18 protein-coding genes are annotated in these 17,217 nt (G+C 57.4%); 8 read left to right on the top strand and 10 right to left on the bottom strand.

What is annotated here, in order from left to right:
- Nucleotides 1-323: 323 nt before the first annotated feature.
- On the bottom strand, nt 324-947 hold the full coding sequence (gene msrQ / locus ACR0AG_RS15720; protein WP_480840574.1) for a protein-methionine-sulfoxide reductase heme-binding subunit MsrQ: 624 nt from the start codon (nt 945-947) through the stop codon (nt 324-326).
- Between the two features lie 56 nt (nt 948-1,003).
- Here msrQ and ACR0AG_RS15715 point away from each other — a divergent pair, with 56 nt between their 5' ends.
- The gene (locus tag ACR0AG_RS15715; protein WP_480840572.1) at nt 1,004-1,402 is read left to right on the top strand and encodes a DUF2306 domain-containing protein; all 399 of its coding nucleotides are present in this window, start codon (nt 1,004-1,006) and stop codon (nt 1,400-1,402) included.
- On the opposite strand, the gene msrP is transcribed toward ACR0AG_RS15715, so the two are convergent.
- Nucleotides 1,396-2,298, bottom strand: a complete 903-nt coding sequence (msrP, locus tag ACR0AG_RS15710) for a protein-methionine-sulfoxide reductase catalytic subunit MsrP (RefSeq protein ID WP_480840570.1) — start codon at nt 2,296-2,298, stop codon at nt 1,396-1,398. The genes ACR0AG_RS15715 and msrP overlap by 7 nt on opposite strands.
- A 563-nt stretch (nt 2,299-2,861) precedes the next feature.
- Here msrP and ACR0AG_RS15705 point away from each other — a divergent pair.
- Together ACR0AG_RS15705 and clpB are read left to right on the top strand one after the other, a co-directional pair.
- Nucleotides 2,862-3,518: a hypothetical protein gene (locus ACR0AG_RS15705; RefSeq protein WP_480840568.1), complete on the top strand. Its 657-nt coding sequence runs from the start codon at nt 2,862-2,864 to the stop codon at nt 3,516-3,518.
- A 210-nt stretch (nt 3,519-3,728) separates the two neighbouring features.
- Complete coding sequence (clpB, locus tag ACR0AG_RS15700; RefSeq protein WP_480840566.1) at nt 3,729-6,347, top strand: ATP-dependent chaperone ClpB; 2,619 nt, start codon at nt 3,729-3,731, stop codon at nt 6,345-6,347.
- A gap of 76 nt (nt 6,348-6,423) precedes the next feature.
- Here clpB and ACR0AG_RS15695 read toward each other — a convergent pair whose 3' ends face one another.
- Nucleotides 6,424-8,109 carry a tryptophan halogenase family protein gene (locus ACR0AG_RS15695; protein ID WP_480840564.1) on the bottom strand — a complete coding sequence of 562 codons (1,686 nt, stop codon included), beginning with the start codon at nt 8,107-8,109 and terminating at the stop codon, nt 6,424-6,426.
- A gap of 301 nt (nt 8,110-8,410) precedes the next feature.
- On the opposite strand from ACR0AG_RS15695, the gene ACR0AG_RS15690 reads away from it, so the two are divergent.
- A complete protein-coding gene (locus ACR0AG_RS15690) occupies nt 8,411-8,833 on the top strand; it encodes a tellurite resistance TerB family protein (protein WP_480840562.1) in 423 nt (140 codons plus the stop codon).
- Here ACR0AG_RS15690 and dacB read toward each other — a convergent pair whose 3' ends face one another.
- The 5 genes from dacB to ACR0AG_RS15665 form a co-directional block, all read right to left on the bottom strand.
- Nucleotides 8,834-10,312, bottom strand: a complete 1,479-nt coding sequence (dacB, locus tag ACR0AG_RS15685; RefSeq protein ID WP_480840560.1) for a D-alanyl-D-alanine carboxypeptidase/D-alanyl-D-alanine endopeptidase — start codon at nt 10,310-10,312, stop codon at nt 8,834-8,836.
- Between the two features lie 67 nt (nt 10,313-10,379).
- Complete coding sequence (locus ACR0AG_RS15680; protein WP_480840558.1) at nt 10,380-11,000, bottom strand: nicotinate-nucleotide adenylyltransferase; 621 nt, start codon at nt 10,998-11,000, stop codon at nt 10,380-10,382.
- 32 nt (nt 11,001-11,032) lie between these two features.
- Complete coding sequence (locus tag ACR0AG_RS15675; RefSeq protein ID WP_480840556.1) at nt 11,033-11,404, bottom strand: MOSC domain-containing protein; 372 nt, start codon at nt 11,402-11,404, stop codon at nt 11,033-11,035.
- A gap of 168 nt (nt 11,405-11,572) precedes the next feature.
- Nucleotides 11,573-11,842, bottom strand: coding sequence for a hypothetical protein (locus tag ACR0AG_RS15670; RefSeq protein WP_480840554.1), 270 nt, complete (start codon nt 11,840-11,842; stop codon nt 11,573-11,575).
- A gap of 36 nt (nt 11,843-11,878) precedes the next feature.
- Nucleotides 11,879-12,295, bottom strand: a complete 417-nt coding sequence (locus ACR0AG_RS15665) for an imm11 family protein (RefSeq protein WP_480840552.1) — start codon at nt 12,293-12,295, stop codon at nt 11,879-11,881.
- A 112-nt stretch (nt 12,296-12,407) separates the two neighbouring features.
- On the opposite strand from ACR0AG_RS15665, the gene ettA reads away from it, so the two are divergent.
- Together ettA and ACR0AG_RS15655 are read left to right on the top strand one after the other, a co-directional pair.
- Nucleotides 12,408-14,063, top strand: a complete 1,656-nt coding sequence (ettA, locus tag ACR0AG_RS15660; RefSeq protein WP_480840550.1) for an energy-dependent translational throttle protein EttA — start codon at nt 12,408-12,410, stop codon at nt 14,061-14,063.
- Nucleotides 14,064-14,105: 42 nt separating this feature from the next.
- Nucleotides 14,106-14,771 (top strand): hypothetical protein, encoded by a 666-nt coding sequence (locus ACR0AG_RS15655; RefSeq protein ID WP_480840548.1) that lies wholly within the window; start codon nt 14,106-14,108, stop codon nt 14,769-14,771.
- An 82-nt stretch (nt 14,772-14,853) separates the two neighbouring features.
- Here ACR0AG_RS15655 and ACR0AG_RS15650 read toward each other — a convergent pair whose 3' ends face one another.
- The gene (locus ACR0AG_RS15650; RefSeq protein WP_480840546.1) at nt 14,854-15,453 is read right to left on the bottom strand and encodes an REP-associated tyrosine transposase; all 600 of its coding nucleotides are present in this window, start codon (nt 15,451-15,453) and stop codon (nt 14,854-14,856) included.
- Between the two features lie 205 nt (nt 15,454-15,658).
- Here ACR0AG_RS15650 and ACR0AG_RS15645 point away from each other — a divergent pair, with 205 nt between their 5' ends.
- Both ACR0AG_RS15645 and ACR0AG_RS15640 read left to right on the top strand, forming a co-directional pair.
- A complete protein-coding gene (locus tag ACR0AG_RS15645; RefSeq protein WP_170573203.1) occupies nt 15,659-15,865 on the top strand; it encodes a cold-shock protein in 207 nt (68 codons plus the stop codon).
- 179 nt (nt 15,866-16,044) lie between these two features.
- Nucleotides 16,045-16,599, top strand: coding sequence for a L,D-transpeptidase (locus ACR0AG_RS15640; protein ID WP_480840543.1), 555 nt, complete (start codon nt 16,045-16,047; stop codon nt 16,597-16,599).
- Nucleotides 16,600-16,604: 5 nt separating this feature from the next.
- Here the strand turns inward: ACR0AG_RS15640 and ACR0AG_RS15635 are convergent, their stop codons facing one another.
- Complete coding sequence (locus tag ACR0AG_RS15635; RefSeq protein WP_480840541.1) at nt 16,605-17,216, bottom strand: SOS response-associated peptidase; 612 nt, start codon at nt 17,214-17,216, stop codon at nt 16,605-16,607.
- Nucleotide 17,217 lies beyond the last annotated feature (1 nt).

The following is a 17,217-nucleotide window of genomic DNA, read 5'->3' as shown; positions in this document are numbered from 1 at the left end:
ACCCAAAACCAGACCATAACGCCAATCACTCAGCGCTACCGCCCATTCCATAACCTCAGATGCCCCCAGTCTCTCCCGAGCGTCTCAACCGCTTCCGCAGCTCACCAGCACCTCAGCAGCGCCGGTGAAGGCGTATTTACGGATTGGGCCAAAAAGCTGCAAGAGCAAAAATGAGAAAAACTCAAAAAACTCAAAAAATCTTCTATAGTTCAATTATTTCAATTGCTTACATCAAAACACTACTCCCTTCCCAGCCCCCACCGTTAGAAGCCGGCATAGATAATTCCATTATTCACAGACTTACTCACAGACTCAGGCCCGAGTCAGGCAGAGTCGGCCTGGCGGAACGGCGCGATCAACTTTGATACCGGCAATCGAAGCAGCAACAGCACAATGATGACCGAAAGGTAAACCAGCGGCTCCAACTGAAAGCCTTTTGCCAGCATGACATAATGCAGCGCGCCAAGCAGAACCACGGGATAGACCAAACGGTGAAGCTTGCGCCAGCCGGGCCCCAGCTTTCGAACAGACCAGTTGTTGGATGTTACGGCCAGCGGCACCATCAACAGGAACCCCGCCATGCCGACGGTAATATAGGGCCGCTTTAGAATATCCGCCCAGATCTGGCTTGGAATTTGAACGTCCAATACCAGCCAGACAAGAAGATGCAGGCTGACGAAGGCAAATGCCAACACGCCGACCGCGCGCCGGAACTTCATCAGGTTAAGACCTGACAACCTCCGCAGGGGAGTGATCGCAAGACCAAGAATAAGCAATTGCAGTGCCGCTTCGCCCAATTTGTGCTCTAGAGCTTCGATTGGCTCAACACCCAACCCACCGGTGGCCGCGCGATAGAAAAGCCAAACGACCCAGAGGCCGCCGCCACCGTAGAGCAGCCAAGGCGGGATACGGCGGAAGAACGCGTTGGTCGGATCTTTCAGCTTCATTCTCATTGCCCTACGGTCGCGAGGAATGCGCTTGGCTGAACCGGGATCGAGGTATCATGTCCATTGAACCGCTTTTTGATGCTGGACCGGTGGTCGTCACCTATGCGGCGCTTGCCATTGCAGCATTGGGCTTGGGACTGGCGCAATTGGCGCTGCCGAAAGGCGGGCCCCGTCACCGCATTCTGGGACGCATCTGGGTCGGGCTTATGGCCATGGTTGCGGCCAGCAGTTTCTGGATACATGATATTCGTACCTTCGGGCCTTTCAGCCTGATCCATGTCCTGTCGGTCGCGACACTCTATTGGTTGACTCTCGGTGTCTACGAGGCCCGGCGCGGCGATATCAAGGCCCATAGCACAGGAATGACACTGCTTTTCTTCGGCGCCCTCATCGGCGCAGGCGCCCTGACACTTTTGCCAGGGCGCGCCATGCACATGGTGGTGTTCGGTCAATAAAACTCCTTGAGGTCCATGCCTTCGTAAAGACCGGCGACCTCATCCTCGTACCCGTTGAACATCAGTGTGGGAATGCGCTTGGCAAACAGGCCGCCGCCGATCTGACGCTCTGAGGCTTGCGACCAACGCGGGTGATCCACGTTCGGGTTCACGTTGCTGTAGAATCCGTACTCGCGCGGCGCGGACATGTTCCAGCTTGTAGGCGGCTCAACATCTGTCAACGTGATGCGCACAATCGATTTGATCGACTTGAACCCGTATTTCCACGGCACCACCAAGCGCAGCGGAGCACCGTTCTGGTTCGGGATCGGGCGGTCATAGATACCGGTCGCCATGATCGTCAGCGGGTGCATGGCCTCATCCAAACGAAGACCTTCGCGATAGGGCCACTCAAGGATCGGAAACTGAACACCGGGCATTTCATCGGGCCGCAGGGCTGTTTCAAACGCCACATATTTGGCGCCTTCCTGCACACCGGCCATGTTCAGCAGGTCAGCAAGTTCAAACCCGTTCCACGGGATAACCATCGACCAGGCCTCGACACAGCGGAACCGGTAGATCCGTTCCTCGACCGTCATTTCGGACATCACGTCCTGGAAAGCATAATCACCGGGACGATCCACCAGACCGTCGATCTTGATGGTCCAAGGCTCGGTGACCAGCAAACCGGCGTATTTGACCGGATCATCCTTGCGAGTCCCGAACTCATAAAAGTTGTTATAGTGGGTGATCTCGTCCCATGTATTGGGCTCCAGCGCCTCTTGCGCCGCAGCCGGTCGCGCCACGCCCGCAAGCCCGACACCTGCCAGTCCGGCCATCACCTGCCGCCGGTTCAGAAACGCCGCCCTCGGGGTGACGTCTGCATGTGTCAATGTGTTGGTCCAGCGATGCGCCATTTGGATCTCCGTTATTCGTTCCCCTCTTGTTTCGAGGTAGTCCGCTCATAGCACAGAGCAAAGGCAACATGCGTCACGATTGAGCGAAGAGGCTGTAACGTTCGACTTGAAACGCCGATAAACCGGCCTAAAAAGCCACAACGCCGAATTTGTTGGCCTATCCTTGGCAGAAACCCTGGAAGATCACGATTTCGTTGGGTATCCGGGAAACATCCATGGATTGATTACAGACCAGACCATTGCTCGTATTACAAGCGTTTCCCCTGTCCCTTTCAATTTTCTGGCGTTTCGCGCTGGCTTTGCCCATCATCCTGATTGGCTTGTTTCTCTACGGCTTTGCAGGCGGGTTCATCGGATTTCTCCTCGGGCTTATCTTTCCCCCGCTGGCTATCTTTGTAACCTTCTTAATCAGTGCTTCATCCGGGGTGATTCCGGCGTTGGTCGGAGCGCGGTTCGGGCTGCAGGCGCGCGGTATCGTGCCAAAGCTCGGGTATCGTGCTTTGATCGTACCCGCTCTGGCTTATGGCGCCGTAGAAGGCATCATCGCAACGATTTGCCTGGCTTTGGCGTTTGGCGCGTTTTTATTGCTGACCTCTTTCAGTTCTACAAATTTGGCTGTTCTGGCTGACAACCCTGAACTGGCGGCAAGGCTTTGGGACCCATCGCAAACCCTTCCGGTTGTTGCCGCTCTTGCTATTTCCTTTCTGGGTATTTGCGCGATACGTGCTGGTTTGCTTGTTCCCATCGCCTCAGGCTCGATTGGGCGTGACCCGGATGATCGTCCCTACACACCGTTTCGACACTTTGGTGCGTCGTTTGCTTCGATTTATGCCTTGGTAATTCTCAGCTATTTGGGCTTGATTATTATCTATGCCCTCGGAGTTATTTTGGTTTTTGCGTCGGGATTTGTCACCCAGTTGCAGGAAGACATTTTAGAACTGGGCAATATGATCAGCGGCACCGCTTCGATCCGCCCCCTCTGGTCTTTGATTTGCCTGCTGATTGCCAATATCCTGATAGGGTTTTGGGCTTTCAGCCTTCAATGTGCTGGCGGCGCGCTGGGGTATCTCAAACTGCGCGATGAGCTAGGGACCGCCATGCAATTCGACGCGGCACAACCCGTTCCGCAACCGTCGCCGGCGATCCCATCTTCGGGTCCGCGTTTATCTTCAGACGAGCTGCGCGCCTTGCGCAAAAGCCGCGAAACCGGGCACCATTAGTGCGAACCCATCCAAGTTTCGAGCGCCCGTTTGACCCGTGATCAAAGGCCGGTGTCTTCGATTTCAATCAGACTGAAAAACGGTGCTTTTTAGTGGGCTCTGGGGCTTGAATACACTCAGATATTTCCCAGATTGAATGTGAGGCCCAAACAGATGCGTGCCGCCAAGCGGGCGCATCAAACCAAGGGCGCTTATGAAAAGGAGAATGCTATGGACTTGAACAAGTTCACCGAGCGGGCACGGGGATTCGTGCAGGCGGCGCAGACCATTGCGCTGCGCGAGGGGCACCAGAGACTGGAACCCACGCATATTCTGAAAGCATTGATGGATGACGATCAGGGGCTGGCCAGCAACCTGATCACACGCGCAGGCGGCGCGCCCAACCGCGTGGTTGAGGCGTTGGATGCCGCGATGGGCAAGATCCCCAAGGTCAGCGGCGACGCGAGCCAGATCTACATGGACAGCCAGACCGCGAAAGTTCTGGACGAGGCCGAGAAAATAGCCACCAAGGCGGGCGACAGTTTTGTGCCGGTCGAGCGCGTGTTGATGGCGCTGTGCATGGTGAAATCCAAAGCCAAAGAGGCGTTGGAAGCCGGGGCCGTTTCCGCTCAGAAACTGAACGAAGCCATCAATGATATCCGTAAGGGCCGCACTGCGGACAGCGCATCAGCGGAAGAGGGCTATGACGCTCTCAAGAAATATGCACGCGACCTGACCGAGGCTGCGGCTGAGGGCAAGATTGACCCGATCATCGGGCGCGATGAGGAAATTCGCCGCTCGATGCAGGTTCTGTCGCGCCGCACCAAGAACAACCCGGTTCTGATCGGTGAGCCCGGCGTCGGTAAAACCGCGATTGCCGAAGGCATGGCCCTGCGCATCGTCAACGGCGACGTGCCGGAATCGCTGAAGGACAAGAAGCTGCTCGCGCTCGACATGGGCGCGCTGATCGCCGGTGCGAAGTATCGCGGTGAGTTCGAAGAGCGCCTCAAGGCCGTTCTGACCGAAGTGACTGAGGCCGCCGGTGAGATCATCCTGTTCATCGACGAGATGCACACGCTGGTCGGCGCAGGGAAATCCGACGGCGCGATGGATGCGGCCAACCTGATCAAACCCGCTTTGGCGCGGGGGGAATTGCATTGCATTGGCGCAACGACGCTGGATGAATACCGCAAATACGTCGAAAAAGACGCAGCCCTTGCGCGCCGGTTCCAGCCCGTCGTCGTGGCTGAACCGACCGTTGAGGACACGATCAGCATCCTGCGCGGCATCAAGGAAAAATACGAATTGCACCACGGCGTGCGGATTTCCGATTCGGCGCTGGTTTCGGCGGCGACCCTGTCGCATCGCTATATCACCGACCGATTCCTGCCCGACAAGGCTATCGACTTGGTCGATGAAGCGGCGTCGCGCCTGCGGATGGAGGTGGATTCCAAGCCCGAAGAACTCGATCAGCTGGATCGTCAGATCCTGCAGATGCAGATCGAGGAAGAGGCGTTGAAGCTTGAGGACGACGCGGCCTCCAAGGATCGTCTGGAAACCCTGCAGAAGGATCTGGCCGACCTGCAAGAGCAATCGTCAGAGATGACAGCCCAATGGCAGGCCGAACGTGACAAGCTGGCCGGTGCGCGGGATCTGAAAGAACAGCTCGACAAAGCACGCGCTGATCTGGAGATCGCCAAGCGCGAAGGCAATCTGGCCAAGGCGGGTGAGCTGTCCTATGGCGTCATCCCCGAGCTTGAGAAAAAGCTGACCGAAGCCGAGAACGCCGAAAGCAACGCCATGATGGCAGAGGAAACCGTGCGTCCGGAACAGATCGCCAGCGTCGTTGAACGCTGGACGGGTATCCCGACCTCGAAAATGCTGGAAGGTGAACGCGAAAAGCTGCTGCGGATGGAAGATGAATTGCATTCGCGTGTCATCGGTCAGGATGCGGCGGTCACTGCCGTTGCCAACGCCGTGCGCCGTGCCCGTGCCGGTCTGAATGACGAGAACCGCCCGCTGGGCTCGTTCCTGTTCCTCGGGCCGACCGGCGTGGGGAAAACCGAGCTGACCAAGGCTGTGGCGAACTTCCTGTTCGACGACGACAATGCGATGGTGCGCATCGACATGTCCGAGTTCATGGAGAAACACGCCGTTGCCCGTCTGATCGGTGCCCCTCCGGGCTATGTCGGCTATGACGAAGGCGGTGTGCTGACCGAAGCCGTGCGGCGCAGGCCCTATCAGGTCGTGCTGTTTGACGAGGTCGAAAAGGCGCACCCGGATGTGTTCAACGTTCTATTGCAGGTTCTCGACGACGGTGTTCTGACCGACGGTCAGGGCCGTACCGTGGACTTCAAGCAGACGCTGATTATCCTGACGTCAAACCTTGGGTCGCAGGCGCTGAGCCAACTGCCCGAAGGCGCCGACAGCGCGCAGGCGCGGCGCGATGTGATGGATGCGGTCCGGGCCCATTTCCGGCCCGAATTCCTGAACCGTCTGGACGAGACCATCATCTTTGACCGGCTCAAGCGCGCCGATATGGATGGCATCGTCGATATTCAGATGGCGCGCCTGCAAAAACGTCTTGCCGCCCGCAAGATCGAGCTGGCGCTAGATGACGGAGCCAAGGAATGGCTGGCCAACGAAGGCTATGACCCAGTCTTCGGCGCCCGCCCGCTGAAACGTGTGATCCAGCGCGCCCTGCAGAACCCTCTGGCCGAGGCGCTGCTGGCCGGTGAGATCAAGGACGGCGAGATCGTTCCGGTAACCGCCGGGGCAGACGGTCTGATCATCGGCGACAGGTTGGGCACATCCGAACGCCCACGCCCCGACGATGCGGTCGTTCACTGATCGACACACATCAAAGGAAAAGACCCGCCATCCCGGCGGGTCTTTTTTTAAAGCGTCGCGTGTTCCTTCTACAAGCCTAAAACAGCTGCAAATCCTTGGCACCGCTTTGAATTTCCGCAAGATTCGGCATGTTTTGGATTGTAACCGGCGCTTGTTTTGCACCCGGCATCGCCACCGTAGGCTGCATCGCCGCCGCCATGCCAAAAGCCGGTTTTTGCAACTCTCCCCGGATATCACGCAACAGCGTTTTGTGATCAGGCATTGACTTGAGGATCTGCGCCAGATCCACTTTCGCACCCTTCCACCATTGGAACCAGATCGGCTTTTTCAGCGGCCGCACGCGATCGCGAATACCGGTTCCGTACCCTGTGTCATAGACCTGCTTGCCCAGCAGAACGGTCTGGAACACGCGGTGGTCAAACAGCGTGGCGAACTCGACATCATGCTGCATCGGCAGGCGGTGCTGCCAAAGCTCAAGGTTTTCGGCCAACCGATCCGGCACTTTCATCTCGGTGCGAGCGTCGATCCAGTATTGGTCGTCGGTCCGGTTGCCCAGTTGGTAGTGCAAGCTGATGAATTCCAGAACCTCGTTATAAAGCTTGTCCATCTGCCGGTTGTATCTGGCCCGCAATGAAGGCTCGATATCTCGGGTGGGCAGATGCTCGGCGAACCAGCGGATGGAATGGTCGATCATATGGATCGCGGTGCTTTCCAATGGCTCGATGAAGCCACCCGACAGGCCGATTGCAACGCAGTTCTTGACCCAGGCGTTGCGCACTCGCCCGACGCGCATCGGGATCACGCGCGGCGTCAGACCCTTGCCGCTTTCGCCCAGCCATTCAAGATACTCATCCGCGGCCTGATCATCCGTGCGGTGGGCCGAGGAATAGACATATCCTGTGCCGACCCGGTTATAGAGCGGTACCCGCCACGTCCAACCCGCACCCAAAGCGGTGGAGCGTGTGCAGCTTTCGATCTTGTCCGGGTCGGGATGTTCGATCTGCAGCGCCATGGCGCGGTCGTTGGGCAGATAGTCCGAGTAATCCAGAAACGGCTCACCCAGGGCCTGATTGATAATGAGCCCGCGGAAGCCGGTGCAATCAATGACCATCTCGATGTCATACCGGCCCTTGGCCTCAAGCATCAGGTGGCTGACATTGCCCTGTTCATCCAGCTCGACCGACTGCACCTCATCCTGGATGTGCTCAACACCCCGCTTGATACATATTTTGGTCAGCATGCCGGCAAACTTCACCGCATCCAGATGGTAGGCATAGCCGAACCGTTGCTCGAATTCCGGCTGCCCTAGCATGCGCGCACCTTTGCACAAGCGCGCCAGATCGTCGTGCGGCGAGATCGACTGCGTGAAATCCCGATTGCCGTTGCCAAAGCGCAGGAAATACTCGGCGGATTCCAAACCTTCCAGCATCTGACCATGGGCAAACGGATTCATATAATCGATGCGGTTGCCCTTGGCGTCGTTATTCCAGTTGCAAAATTTCACACCCAGCTTGAATGATGCGTTGGTCTCGCGGAAAAAATCCCGTTCAGAGATACCGGCTTGCCGGAGCGTGACCGGCATGCGCGGCACCGTCGCCTCGCCCACCCCAACGGTCGAGATGTTCGGGCTTTCAATCAGACAAATGCCTGGACGGTCTTTGGGCGCAGACGTTCGGGAAAACACCATATCCAGGATCAGTGCGGTCATCCATCCTGCCGTACCGCCACCAACGATGGTGATTTTGCGCAAACGATTATTCATGTGTTTAGGGTCCCTGTTGGCTCTGGGGTTTTTAGTGTCCCCTTTTCTAGCTTGAGAGAAACATAGCAGCTTTCCCGCGTTCAGCTAGGGCTTAGGCGGGGGATGCTTTGATTTTGGAACGACGACCTCGTTCACGGATCGGAAACGCGGCATTCCCCAAGCGCTCAAAGCAGGCGCTCAGACTCCAGACCCAAACACGCTGTTCTTACAATCGTGTCCCTTGCGCCATCAAACTACCTGTTGAACCTCTTCGCCCCCGCTCCTATCGTGCGGCAACAGACGTATCATTCAGGACGACCCAATGCCCGAGCAAGCCCCTCATCCAATGTCCCCGCAGGATTGCCTTGTCGCGATCATGGTGGCGATCTCTGCATCGGACGAAACGATCCGCACGGCTGAGCTGGTCAAGATCGAAGGGGCGGTGAATATGCTGCCCGTTTTTGCCGGATACGATATTGACCGCACACGGCGCGTTTCGCAGATCGTATTTGACCTGTTTGAACAAGTGGACGGGCTTGACGCCCTCTTCGGTCTGATCCGCGACAACCTGCCTGAGCGGCTGAACGAAACGGCTTATGCATTGGCCTGCGATGTTGCCGCTGCTGATGGCTCACTTGCAGAAACAGAGCTTCGCCTGCTGGAAGAGATCCGGTACGAGCTGAACATCGATCGCCTGCATGCCGCAGCCATCGAACGTGGGGCACGGGCGCGTCACACGACCTGATCAGCTGCCGTAAAGGGCCCCCCAGCGTTCGATCAAAGCACGCTGCAATTTGCGCGAACGCCTGTTCCAGCTGCGCGCGCCATCCGGCCTTTCGCGCTGAGCGCGCGGAATCGTTGCGCGGTGGCCCACATCCGCAGTGAAGATCGCAAAAGCCAGTTCATTTCCCTGAGCACTGGTCAGAAATCCACCCAGGCCCGACACGAAATTCAATGTCCCGGTTTTGGCATCCACCTTGATCGGATGATCCTTGACCACCCGACCCTGACTGTCCGTCAGGGCAAACGGTTTCAGCAGAGGCCGCAAAGCACCGGATTTGCGCGCCTGCACAAGTGCGGAAACCAGATCCCGCGGCGCGACGCGCGATGCGTCACCCAGCCCGGAATGGTCAACCATCTCGATGCCGCTGACACCATAGGTTTCCGTGGCCCATCGGTTCATCTCTGCCGCAGAATCCGCCAGTGACCCCGGGGCCGCGCCTCGCGCCACCGACGCAGCCAAACCAATCATTTCCGCAGTAATATTGGTCGAATATTTCAGCATACCCCGCAGAATGCTGTCCAACGGATCGCTTTGAAAAATCACCAACGGCGTGCCCTTGGGCGTTTCTTGCGTGACCTGCACACGGCCCAGAATGATGCCATTTGATCTGGCCAGAGTGCGAAACACATCGCCTGCATAAAGCGCAGGCTTGCGCACGGGCAGCCAACGCGCGCCCTCATTGCCAAGCGCGCCCTTGGCCACGGTCCAACGATCCTGCCGCGCACTGGGTTGGTAGGTATAGATTGGCAGGCTACGATCTTCGACCCGCATGGCCGCCATATCGACCGCCGGATTGAACCGCGCGCTGCGTGCATCCATGCGGATATCATACCCCGCGCCACCCCGTTTCCACTCAAAATGCACCCGGTTGAAATTCAATGAGATTCCGCTGATTGCAGGACTGTAGCCGACATGGTCGGGCTGACCCGGGTCAATGCTGAACACAAAAGGCAACGCACCATCATAGACCTTGAACGCGCCTTGAACCTCGGTGATCCCAGCCTCGCGCAGATTGGCCGCCATGCGCGCCAAAGCGTCGGTGTCCAGCAGAGGATCACCACCACCAACAAGGATCAGATCGCCTTTCAGAACCCCATTTTCCACCGGCCCATCCGCCAGCAGCGCGGTTTCAAACCGGTAATCAGCCCCCAGAACATCCAGCGCATACAAGGCCGTCAGAGCCTTGGCGACACTGGCCGGCGGCAAGGCCGTATCCCCACCGATCGATTCCAGCTCAGCCCCGGTTTCGACATCAGCCACCGCAAAAACAACTTCACCCTTCAGACCGGCTTGCTGAACAAGTCGCTCGGCGCCCGTTGATGGAACGCCACGTAGAACGGGTCGCAACGAAACCAGCGGCGCCTCGGCCAAACCTGCGGCGGGAAACAGCGCGGCCCCGAGCCCGCCCAAAAACAATCGACGCGAAATACGATCAACCATGGGTCAAATAAAATCCCAGAGCTTAAATTCAGACAATCACTCGATTAAGATTATGCGCTGATGGGAGTCATTCGGGCAACACCCCGGGTCCCCAGATGCCGCGATTGCGAAGATCCGTTGAACTGACGTCAACCATCGGAGCATTCACAAAGCACCAGGCCGGGGCCTGCGCCCGCCCCAACAGATGCCGCGCCTGACCGTCGATCCGGTATTTGGCGTAAAGGCGAGCCGCGGGCGACATCCGGGCCGAGATCCGGTCGCCCGGCCGGGCCACGACACCAACGGGGATCGTGTCCATGATCCGCCGCCAGTCTTTCCACTTGTGAAACTGCGCCAGATTGTCAGCGCCCATGATCCAGACAAACCGGACCTGCGGATAAAGCCTGCGCAGCGCAGCCAGCGTGTCCGCCGTGGCCCGCGTGCCGGTCACCGCCTCGATATCCGTGACCGCTACGCGTGGGTGCTGCATCACCGCCCGGGCCGCATTTACCCGTTGCGTCAAGGGGGCTGGCCCCCGCTTTTTCAACGGATTGCCCGGCGATACCAGCCACCAAACCCGATCCAGCCCGAAGGCCTTCATCGCCTCAAGCGTCACATGCACATGGCCCTGGTGCGGAGGGTCAAAAGACCCACCGAACAATCCCACGACCTGCCCGGGCCGCGCATATGGAAGAGTGCTCCGCTGCATCCCTTGCTGATGTTCAGAACTGGGACAGCTTGTCAATCAATCGGCTGCACCACATCGCCCAGCCTGACCCGCCCGGGCCGGACCACTTCGGCGCACCATCCCCCATGCCCCCGCACGGCAGAGTAGCCACCTTTACCCAGCGCCTCCTCCATCCGACTGCATGGCGCGCAGATCACGGTAAAGCGCAGGATGGCCTCACCCACCTGCACCTCGCGCCCTTTGAGCGCCGACAGATTGATCCCCGAAACCACCAGATTGCGCCGCAGGACGTCGGGTACCACCGGCTCCTGCCCCAGATAAGACCCAATCGCCGCCAGATGTTCTTGCTGGATCAGAGTCACCGCCCGTTTCCCCGCCCTGCTGCGGTCGCCTTCCAGGCCATCGACAGAGATCCAAGCGTTCATAGCGGGGACCATGTGAGCCCGTCTCTCGGGTCGGAGTCCAATCCAGCGAACGTGTCCAGATTGCGCCCAACCGACTATCAGCGCTTTCAAAGACATCTTCGGTTCTCCTTACGCCTCATCTGGACAATTGTTTCCTCAACTACAACCCGATGTCGTCTATCCGACGGGTCAGGCATCTATCAGTTTGTAGTGTTTAGGTATGCGAAGCCCTGCCTTATCAATTTCTGACTTCAATACGTCTGAGATAAAGATACGTGGCCTGTCCATCTTCACGTCCCGCCACAAGTGGGCGCCCCTCACCACTTCTCCGCTGACGGCCAGTCCATTGCAGTGCTTTTTGTCGCTGCTTGCAGCGACAAAGTAAGCACCAGCACTTTTCCACGCGCCTTCGACGCTCTTCTCCGGAAGAAAAGCATCCAGATGCTGGCCAATAACCATGAAAAAATATCTCTTTTCTGGTTGTTTCCCACGTGGCTATTGCACGTCTACACACCAGAATTGGTGTACTGAGGGCTCTATGCCCTCAATAATCTCCTTCATCGCTTCCTCTACGATCATAAACCCGTGATTCACAAAAAAGAGGGATGCTAGATTTTTCGGAGTTCTAGGCAGCACCAACTGGGTTGGTTTTTCAAAGTCCTCGAAGACCGCACCCTTGGCAGAGTATTTCTTACCCACCTTGGACAGGAACTTGACAACCCAGTCGTCGTATTCGGCTCGCTCTTCGTCTGTCAGAACCTCGTTGAAATGACGCTCGATCTTTTCTTCGTTGTCGGCGAAATCGGCCGCTTCCGGTGAAAAATCGCCGCTTCCATACGGAAACAAAACACCCCAAGTCATTAAATCTCTCAAAATCTTGCCTGCTTTGATCGGCACCATGCCAACGGTCACCCATGGGTGCAATCCTGATCGCACCTCTTACCTGACGACAACTCATTGCCCCCACCCACCGCATCCGCTATCACACCGCCCAACTCAATTTCCCCGACCCAGAGGACGCGACATGGCCGCCTATCAATATGTCTACCACATGCAGGGTGTCTCCAAGACCTATCCCGGTGGCAAGAAGTGCTTTGAAAACATCCACCTGAGCTTTCTGCCCGGCGTGAAAATCGGTGTTGTCGGCGTCAACGGCGCGGGTAAATCGACCCTGATGAAGATCATGGCCGGCCTCGACAAAGATTTCACCGGCGAGGCCTGGGCGGCCGAAGGCGCAAAAGTCGGTTACCTCCCGCAGGAACCGAAGCTGGACGAAACCCTGACCGTCCGCGAAAACGTCATGCTGGGCGTGGCGGAAAAGAAGGCGATCCTCGACCGCTATAACGAACTGGCGATGAACTACTCGGATGAGACAGCCGACGAGATGGCCAAGCTGCAGGACGAGATCGACAGCCAGAATCTCTGGGATCTCGACAGCCAGATCGACGTCTCAATGGAGGCCCTGCGCTGCCCGCCCGACGATGCCAACATCGCCAACCTTTCGGGTGGTGAGAAACGCCGCGTGGCGCTCTGCAAGCTGCTGCTCGAAGCGCCCGATATGTTGCTCTTGGACGAACCGACCAACCACTTGGACGCCGAAACGATCGCCTGGCTGCAACAGCACCTGATCGACTACAAGGGCACCATCCTGATCGTCACCCACGACCGCTATTTCCTGGATGATATCACCGGTTGGATCCTCGAACTCGACCGTGGTCGTGGCATTCCATATGAGGGCAATTACTCCGCATGGCTGGAACAAAAAGCCAAACGGCTCGAACAGGAAGCGCGCGAGGACAAGTCCAAGCAGAAGACTCTGCAGCGCGAACTGGAGTGGATGCGTCAGGGTCAAAAGGCCCGTCAGGCCAAATCCAAGGCCCGGATCAACGCCTATAACGAGCTGGCCGAACAGTCCGAACGCGAAAAGCTGACCCGCGCCCAGATCGTCATCCCCAACGGCCAGCGCCTTGGCGGCAAAGTGATCGAGGTTGAGGGCCTGTCGAAGCACATGGGCGACAAGCAACTGATCGAAGGGCTGGACTTTGCCCTGCCCCCCGGCGGCATTGTCGGTGTCATCGGCCCCAACGGTGCCGGTAAATCGACGCTCTTCAAAATGCTCACCGGTCAGGAACAACCCGACAGCGGCACAATCACGCTGGGCGACACGGTCGAGCTGTCCTACGTTGACCAGTCCCGCGACGATCTTGCCGACAACGATACCGTGTGGGAGGCAATCACCGGCGGCGCCGAGATCATCCAACTGGGCGACGCACAGGTCAATTCCCGCGCCTATTGCTCGTCCTTCAACTTCAAAGGCGGCGATCAGCAGAAAAAGGTCTCGCTGCTGTCAGGTGGTGAGCGCAACCGTGTCCACATGGCCCGGCTGTTGAAAGAGGGCGGCAACGTCCTGCTGCTCGACGAACCGACCAACGATCTGGACGTCGAAACCCTGCGCGCGCTGGAAGACGCTTTGGTCGATTTCGCGGGCTGCGCCGTGGTCATCAGCCACGACCGCTTCTTCCTCGACCGGATTTGCACGCATATTCTGGCCTTCGAAGGCGACGCCCATGTGGAATGGTTCGAGGGCAACTTCGAGGATTACGAAGAGGACAAAAAGCGTCGTCTGGGACCGGACGCGCTGGAGCCCAAGCGGTTGAAGCATAAGAAGTTTGCGCGTTGATCTCCGCTTGAAATCAGTGTTATAAAATCCCATCTGGGATCTATGAACACTGCATTTCGTTTTGCAAAATGGTCGCTAGCGGCAATTGGTGTGCTAGCGACTTTCATAGGTTTGTATGAATATTTTTGGGCCACAAGAACTGCACCCTATCTCAATACGCACATTACGTCCTGTTTGCCCGATAAAGTTGGCCACGACTTCGGCAATCGAGAAGCGGAAAGGCAAGAATTTCTTCAGTTCTTAAGTGATAATGCATGGTCTCTAGTGGTGCTCGATCTCATTATTGATCATGATGCATGCGACCATCCCGAGGCGATCTATTTTTCCGAAGAGTTCCCTGAAATAGTAGAGTTCGAATTGGGATACGATAAGCGCTATTCACCTGGGTACGGCGCACAAGGAAGGTTTCGGCAAGTCGGGGATTTCCATGACAGATCGTGGTTCTCAACTGTCAGGTTTGAACAAGAACGCTTCTTTGATGACGTGATCGCCAATAGCAGTTTTGCTGACGATGACGGCGCACACGGTATTGTCGGCGTGTTCTTCAATTCAAACATGAGTCACGAAGAAGGCTTCAACCGATATGTGATTGTCCCGGTTCGCTATTCGTCGAAGAATGAGCTCGTTTTTTCCTGTACCGTTGCCATCGAAAGTTCCAGCAGCAAGTTCGCACGTCTTGGAGCATATATCTCCGAGTGTCTTTTCTAGCGTGCGTAGGATGGGTGCTCGCACCCATCGCTCCTCAATTCACCAATCCAACCAAGTCAAATGATGGGTGAAATCACCCATCCTACGGTTCTCCGAACGCGCAATCAGTGACCACCCCACTCCACTCCGGATCAACCCGACCTGCGCGAATATCGCGATGGATCGACGAATAGGGCCATTCGGTCGGGCGCTTCACCAACCCATGTTTGACCGGATTACCCCAACAATATGCCATATGATTGCGGTAATCTTGTTCGTCGCGGATACAATGTTCCCAAAACCGGCGTTGCCAAATCGGCGCTTCGCGTTTGTTCTGCCGTAGGCCGGGCTTCAGCCCGGCATATCTGCCGGATGTTACAACCGGCAACTCCCTCGGCACAGGTACCGGGATGAAGCCCGGCCTACGCCTTGCCTCTTTTATGCGCATGGTAAAACGCGCCTTGATTGCACCCCACCTGGTGGAATAATCCGCGTCCCCTGGCGGCAGTGTCCAAACCGCGTGCAGGTGATCCGGCAACACCACAAACGCATCACACCAAAACGGTCGCTCTTTCTGCGTCACTGCAAACGCAGCACGCAAATGCATTACCTCTCGCACCAACAAATCCGATGATCGGTCGGCGAGCGAGACGGTGAAAAAATACTTCGCTCCGGATATTCGGACACGCCGGTAATTGCTCATAGAAGCATCCTGCCGTCTTCATCGCTACCAAACCGTTAACCAAATTCCACCCTTGCCACATCCCTGCCCCAATGCCATATCCAAGGGGCTAACGTTTTTCTATTTCGACCCACTGTCTCCTTTCACGGCGCTCAGTCTATCGATCCAGACAACGACGCCAGGCTGCCGCATCCACGTGGGCAGCACCAAACAGGAGAAAACGGATATGCCTGCAGGCACCGTAAAATGGTTCAACACCACCAAAGGCTACGGCTTTATCGCGCCCGAAGATGGCGGCAAGGACATCTTTGTACACATCTCGGCGGTCGAACGTTCGGGCCTCACCGGTCTGGCCGACAACCAGAAAGTCACGTATGAGCTGCGCGCCGGTCGTGACGGCCGTGAAAGTGCTGACGACATTCAGCTGGCCTAAGACATTGAAAGGGTGGGGTTTTCTCCCACCCTTTCGCTTTGACACTGCGATGCCCCGCAAAGGCGGTGTGGCACGCAGAATACATCACATTTTAGTTATGTAATCCCGGCGATTGACCAATTCTGCTATCGTTTCGAAACTGTAGCGAAAAGCTCATTGGTCTTTGGAAGGGACGAAACATGTTTACTCGCCGCGCCTTTATGGCCGGGACGGTCGCCTTTGCGCTGCCCGGTGTCGCCAGCGCAAAGAAGGCGGTCGAATACGATCCGACGCCGCAATATGTGCGCATCAAGAAAGAGTTTTTGCCGGGTCAGCTGCTGGTCGTGCCGCGTTCGTTCTACCTCTATTTCGTGACCGAACCGCGCAAGGCGATCCGATATGGCTGCGGCGTGGGCAAGGCCGGGCTGGAATTCACCGGCACCGCCACGATCGATGTCAAGAAAGAATGGCCCACATGGCGCCCCACCAATGAAATGATCGAACGAGATCCCGTTGCCTATGCGCGCTTCAAGGACAACGACTATGTGCAACCGGGGGGCGGAGACAATCCGCTGGGCGCCCGAGCGCTCTATCTGTTCCAGAATGGGGTCGACACCTATTTCCGTATTCACGGCACGACGCAGCCGTCCACCATTGGGCGTGCGGCCTCGAACGGGTGCATTCGCATGCTGAACCAGCATGTGATCGACCTGTATCAGCGTGTCCCGATCGGAACCGTCGTCACCGTTGTCTGACCTGATTAGGGCGCTGACCAGTCCACTTCATCGGCCTTTTCGACCTTTAACCGCCCGTCCGGCCACGGGCGGGTAAGGCTTTGGGCCTCGGCCTCGGTGCCAGTCAGCCAGGTCGTCACGTCCGCAGGTTCTAACAGAACGCCCATACGGTGGTGGATCGGCTGCACATCTGCATTGGGTTCACATGTCACGGCTGCAACCTGATCCACGCGCAATCCACCCGGCGCCTCCCACACGTCTGTTATCGCCGCAAAAATCAGCGGAGCGCCATCCAGGGATGAGATACGCCACGCGGTCTTCTTGCGCTTCTCACCCGTCCATTCATACCAGCCATCCACAGGAATCACCGCCCGCCCGACGCCTTGGAATGCGGATTTGTCAAACACCGTCTCGGACCGCGCGTTGATGATCGTCTCCATCACCGGACGCCCGCGCGCATTAACCCGACCAACGGGGATCATGCCCCAGCGCATCAATCCCAACCCGTCTCTGGTCAGAACCGCCACCTCCTGGCCCGGCTGGATGTTTCTGCGTGGCTCCTGCGCGATGCCATCGGACGCACCGAGATAAGCGGCGACCTCGGACATTGGTCGTGTCAGAAAGAAGCGCCCCGGCATC

Source organism: Ruegeria sp. H6, from assembly GCF_056532975.1.
The sequence above is the reverse complement of the archived record's forward strand: the minus strand, read 5'-3'. Positions and strand labels throughout refer to the sequence as shown.

Coding starts and splice junctions, on each gene's coding strand:
- ACR0AG_RS15690 (WP_480840562.1), top strand. CDS start 8,411: ATGCCCGAGCAAGCCCCTCATCCAATGTCCCCGCAGGATTGCCTTGTC.
- ACR0AG_RS15680 (WP_480840558.1), bottom strand. CDS start 11,000: ATGCAGCGGAGCACTCTTCCATATGCGCGGCCCGGGCAGGTCGTGGGA.
- msrP (WP_480840570.1), bottom strand. CDS start 2,298: ATGGCGCATCGCTGGACCAACACATTGACACATGCAGACGTCACCCCG.
- clpB (WP_480840566.1), top strand. CDS start 3,729: ATGGACTTGAACAAGTTCACCGAGCGGGCACGGGGATTCGTGCAGGCG.
- ACR0AG_RS15715 (WP_480840572.1), top strand. CDS start 1,004: ATGTCCATTGAACCGCTTTTTGATGCTGGACCGGTGGTCGTCACCTAT.
- ACR0AG_RS15650 (WP_480840546.1), bottom strand. CDS start 15,453: ATGAGCAATTACCGGCGTGTCCGAATATCCGGAGCGAAGTATTTTTTC.
- ACR0AG_RS15670 (WP_480840554.1), bottom strand. CDS start 11,842: ATGGTTATTGGCCAGCATCTGGATGCTTTTCTTCCGGAGAAGAGCGTC.
- ACR0AG_RS15640 (WP_480840543.1), top strand. CDS start 16,045: ATGTTTACTCGCCGCGCCTTTATGGCCGGGACGGTCGCCTTTGCGCTG.
- ACR0AG_RS15675 (WP_480840556.1), bottom strand. CDS start 11,404: ATGAACGCTTGGATCTCTGTCGATGGCCTGGAAGGCGACCGCAGCAGG.
- ettA (WP_480840550.1), top strand. CDS start 12,408: ATGGCCGCCTATCAATATGTCTACCACATGCAGGGTGTCTCCAAGACC.
- ACR0AG_RS15695 (WP_480840564.1), bottom strand. CDS start 8,109: ATGAATAATCGTTTGCGCAAAATCACCATCGTTGGTGGCGGTACGGCA.
- ACR0AG_RS15655 (WP_480840548.1), top strand. CDS start 14,106: ATGAACACTGCATTTCGTTTTGCAAAATGGTCGCTAGCGGCAATTGGT.
- ACR0AG_RS15645 (WP_170573203.1), top strand. CDS start 15,659: ATGCCTGCAGGCACCGTAAAATGGTTCAACACCACCAAAGGCTACGGC.
- dacB (WP_480840560.1), bottom strand. CDS start 10,312: ATGGTTGATCGTATTTCGCGTCGATTGTTTTTGGGCGGGCTCGGGGCC.
- ACR0AG_RS15635 (WP_480840541.1), bottom strand. CDS start 17,216: ATGCCGGGGCGCTTCTTTCTGACACGACCAATGTCCGAGGTCGCCGCT.
- msrQ (WP_480840574.1), bottom strand. CDS start 947: ATGAAGCTGAAAGATCCGACCAACGCGTTCTTCCGCCGTATCCCGCCT.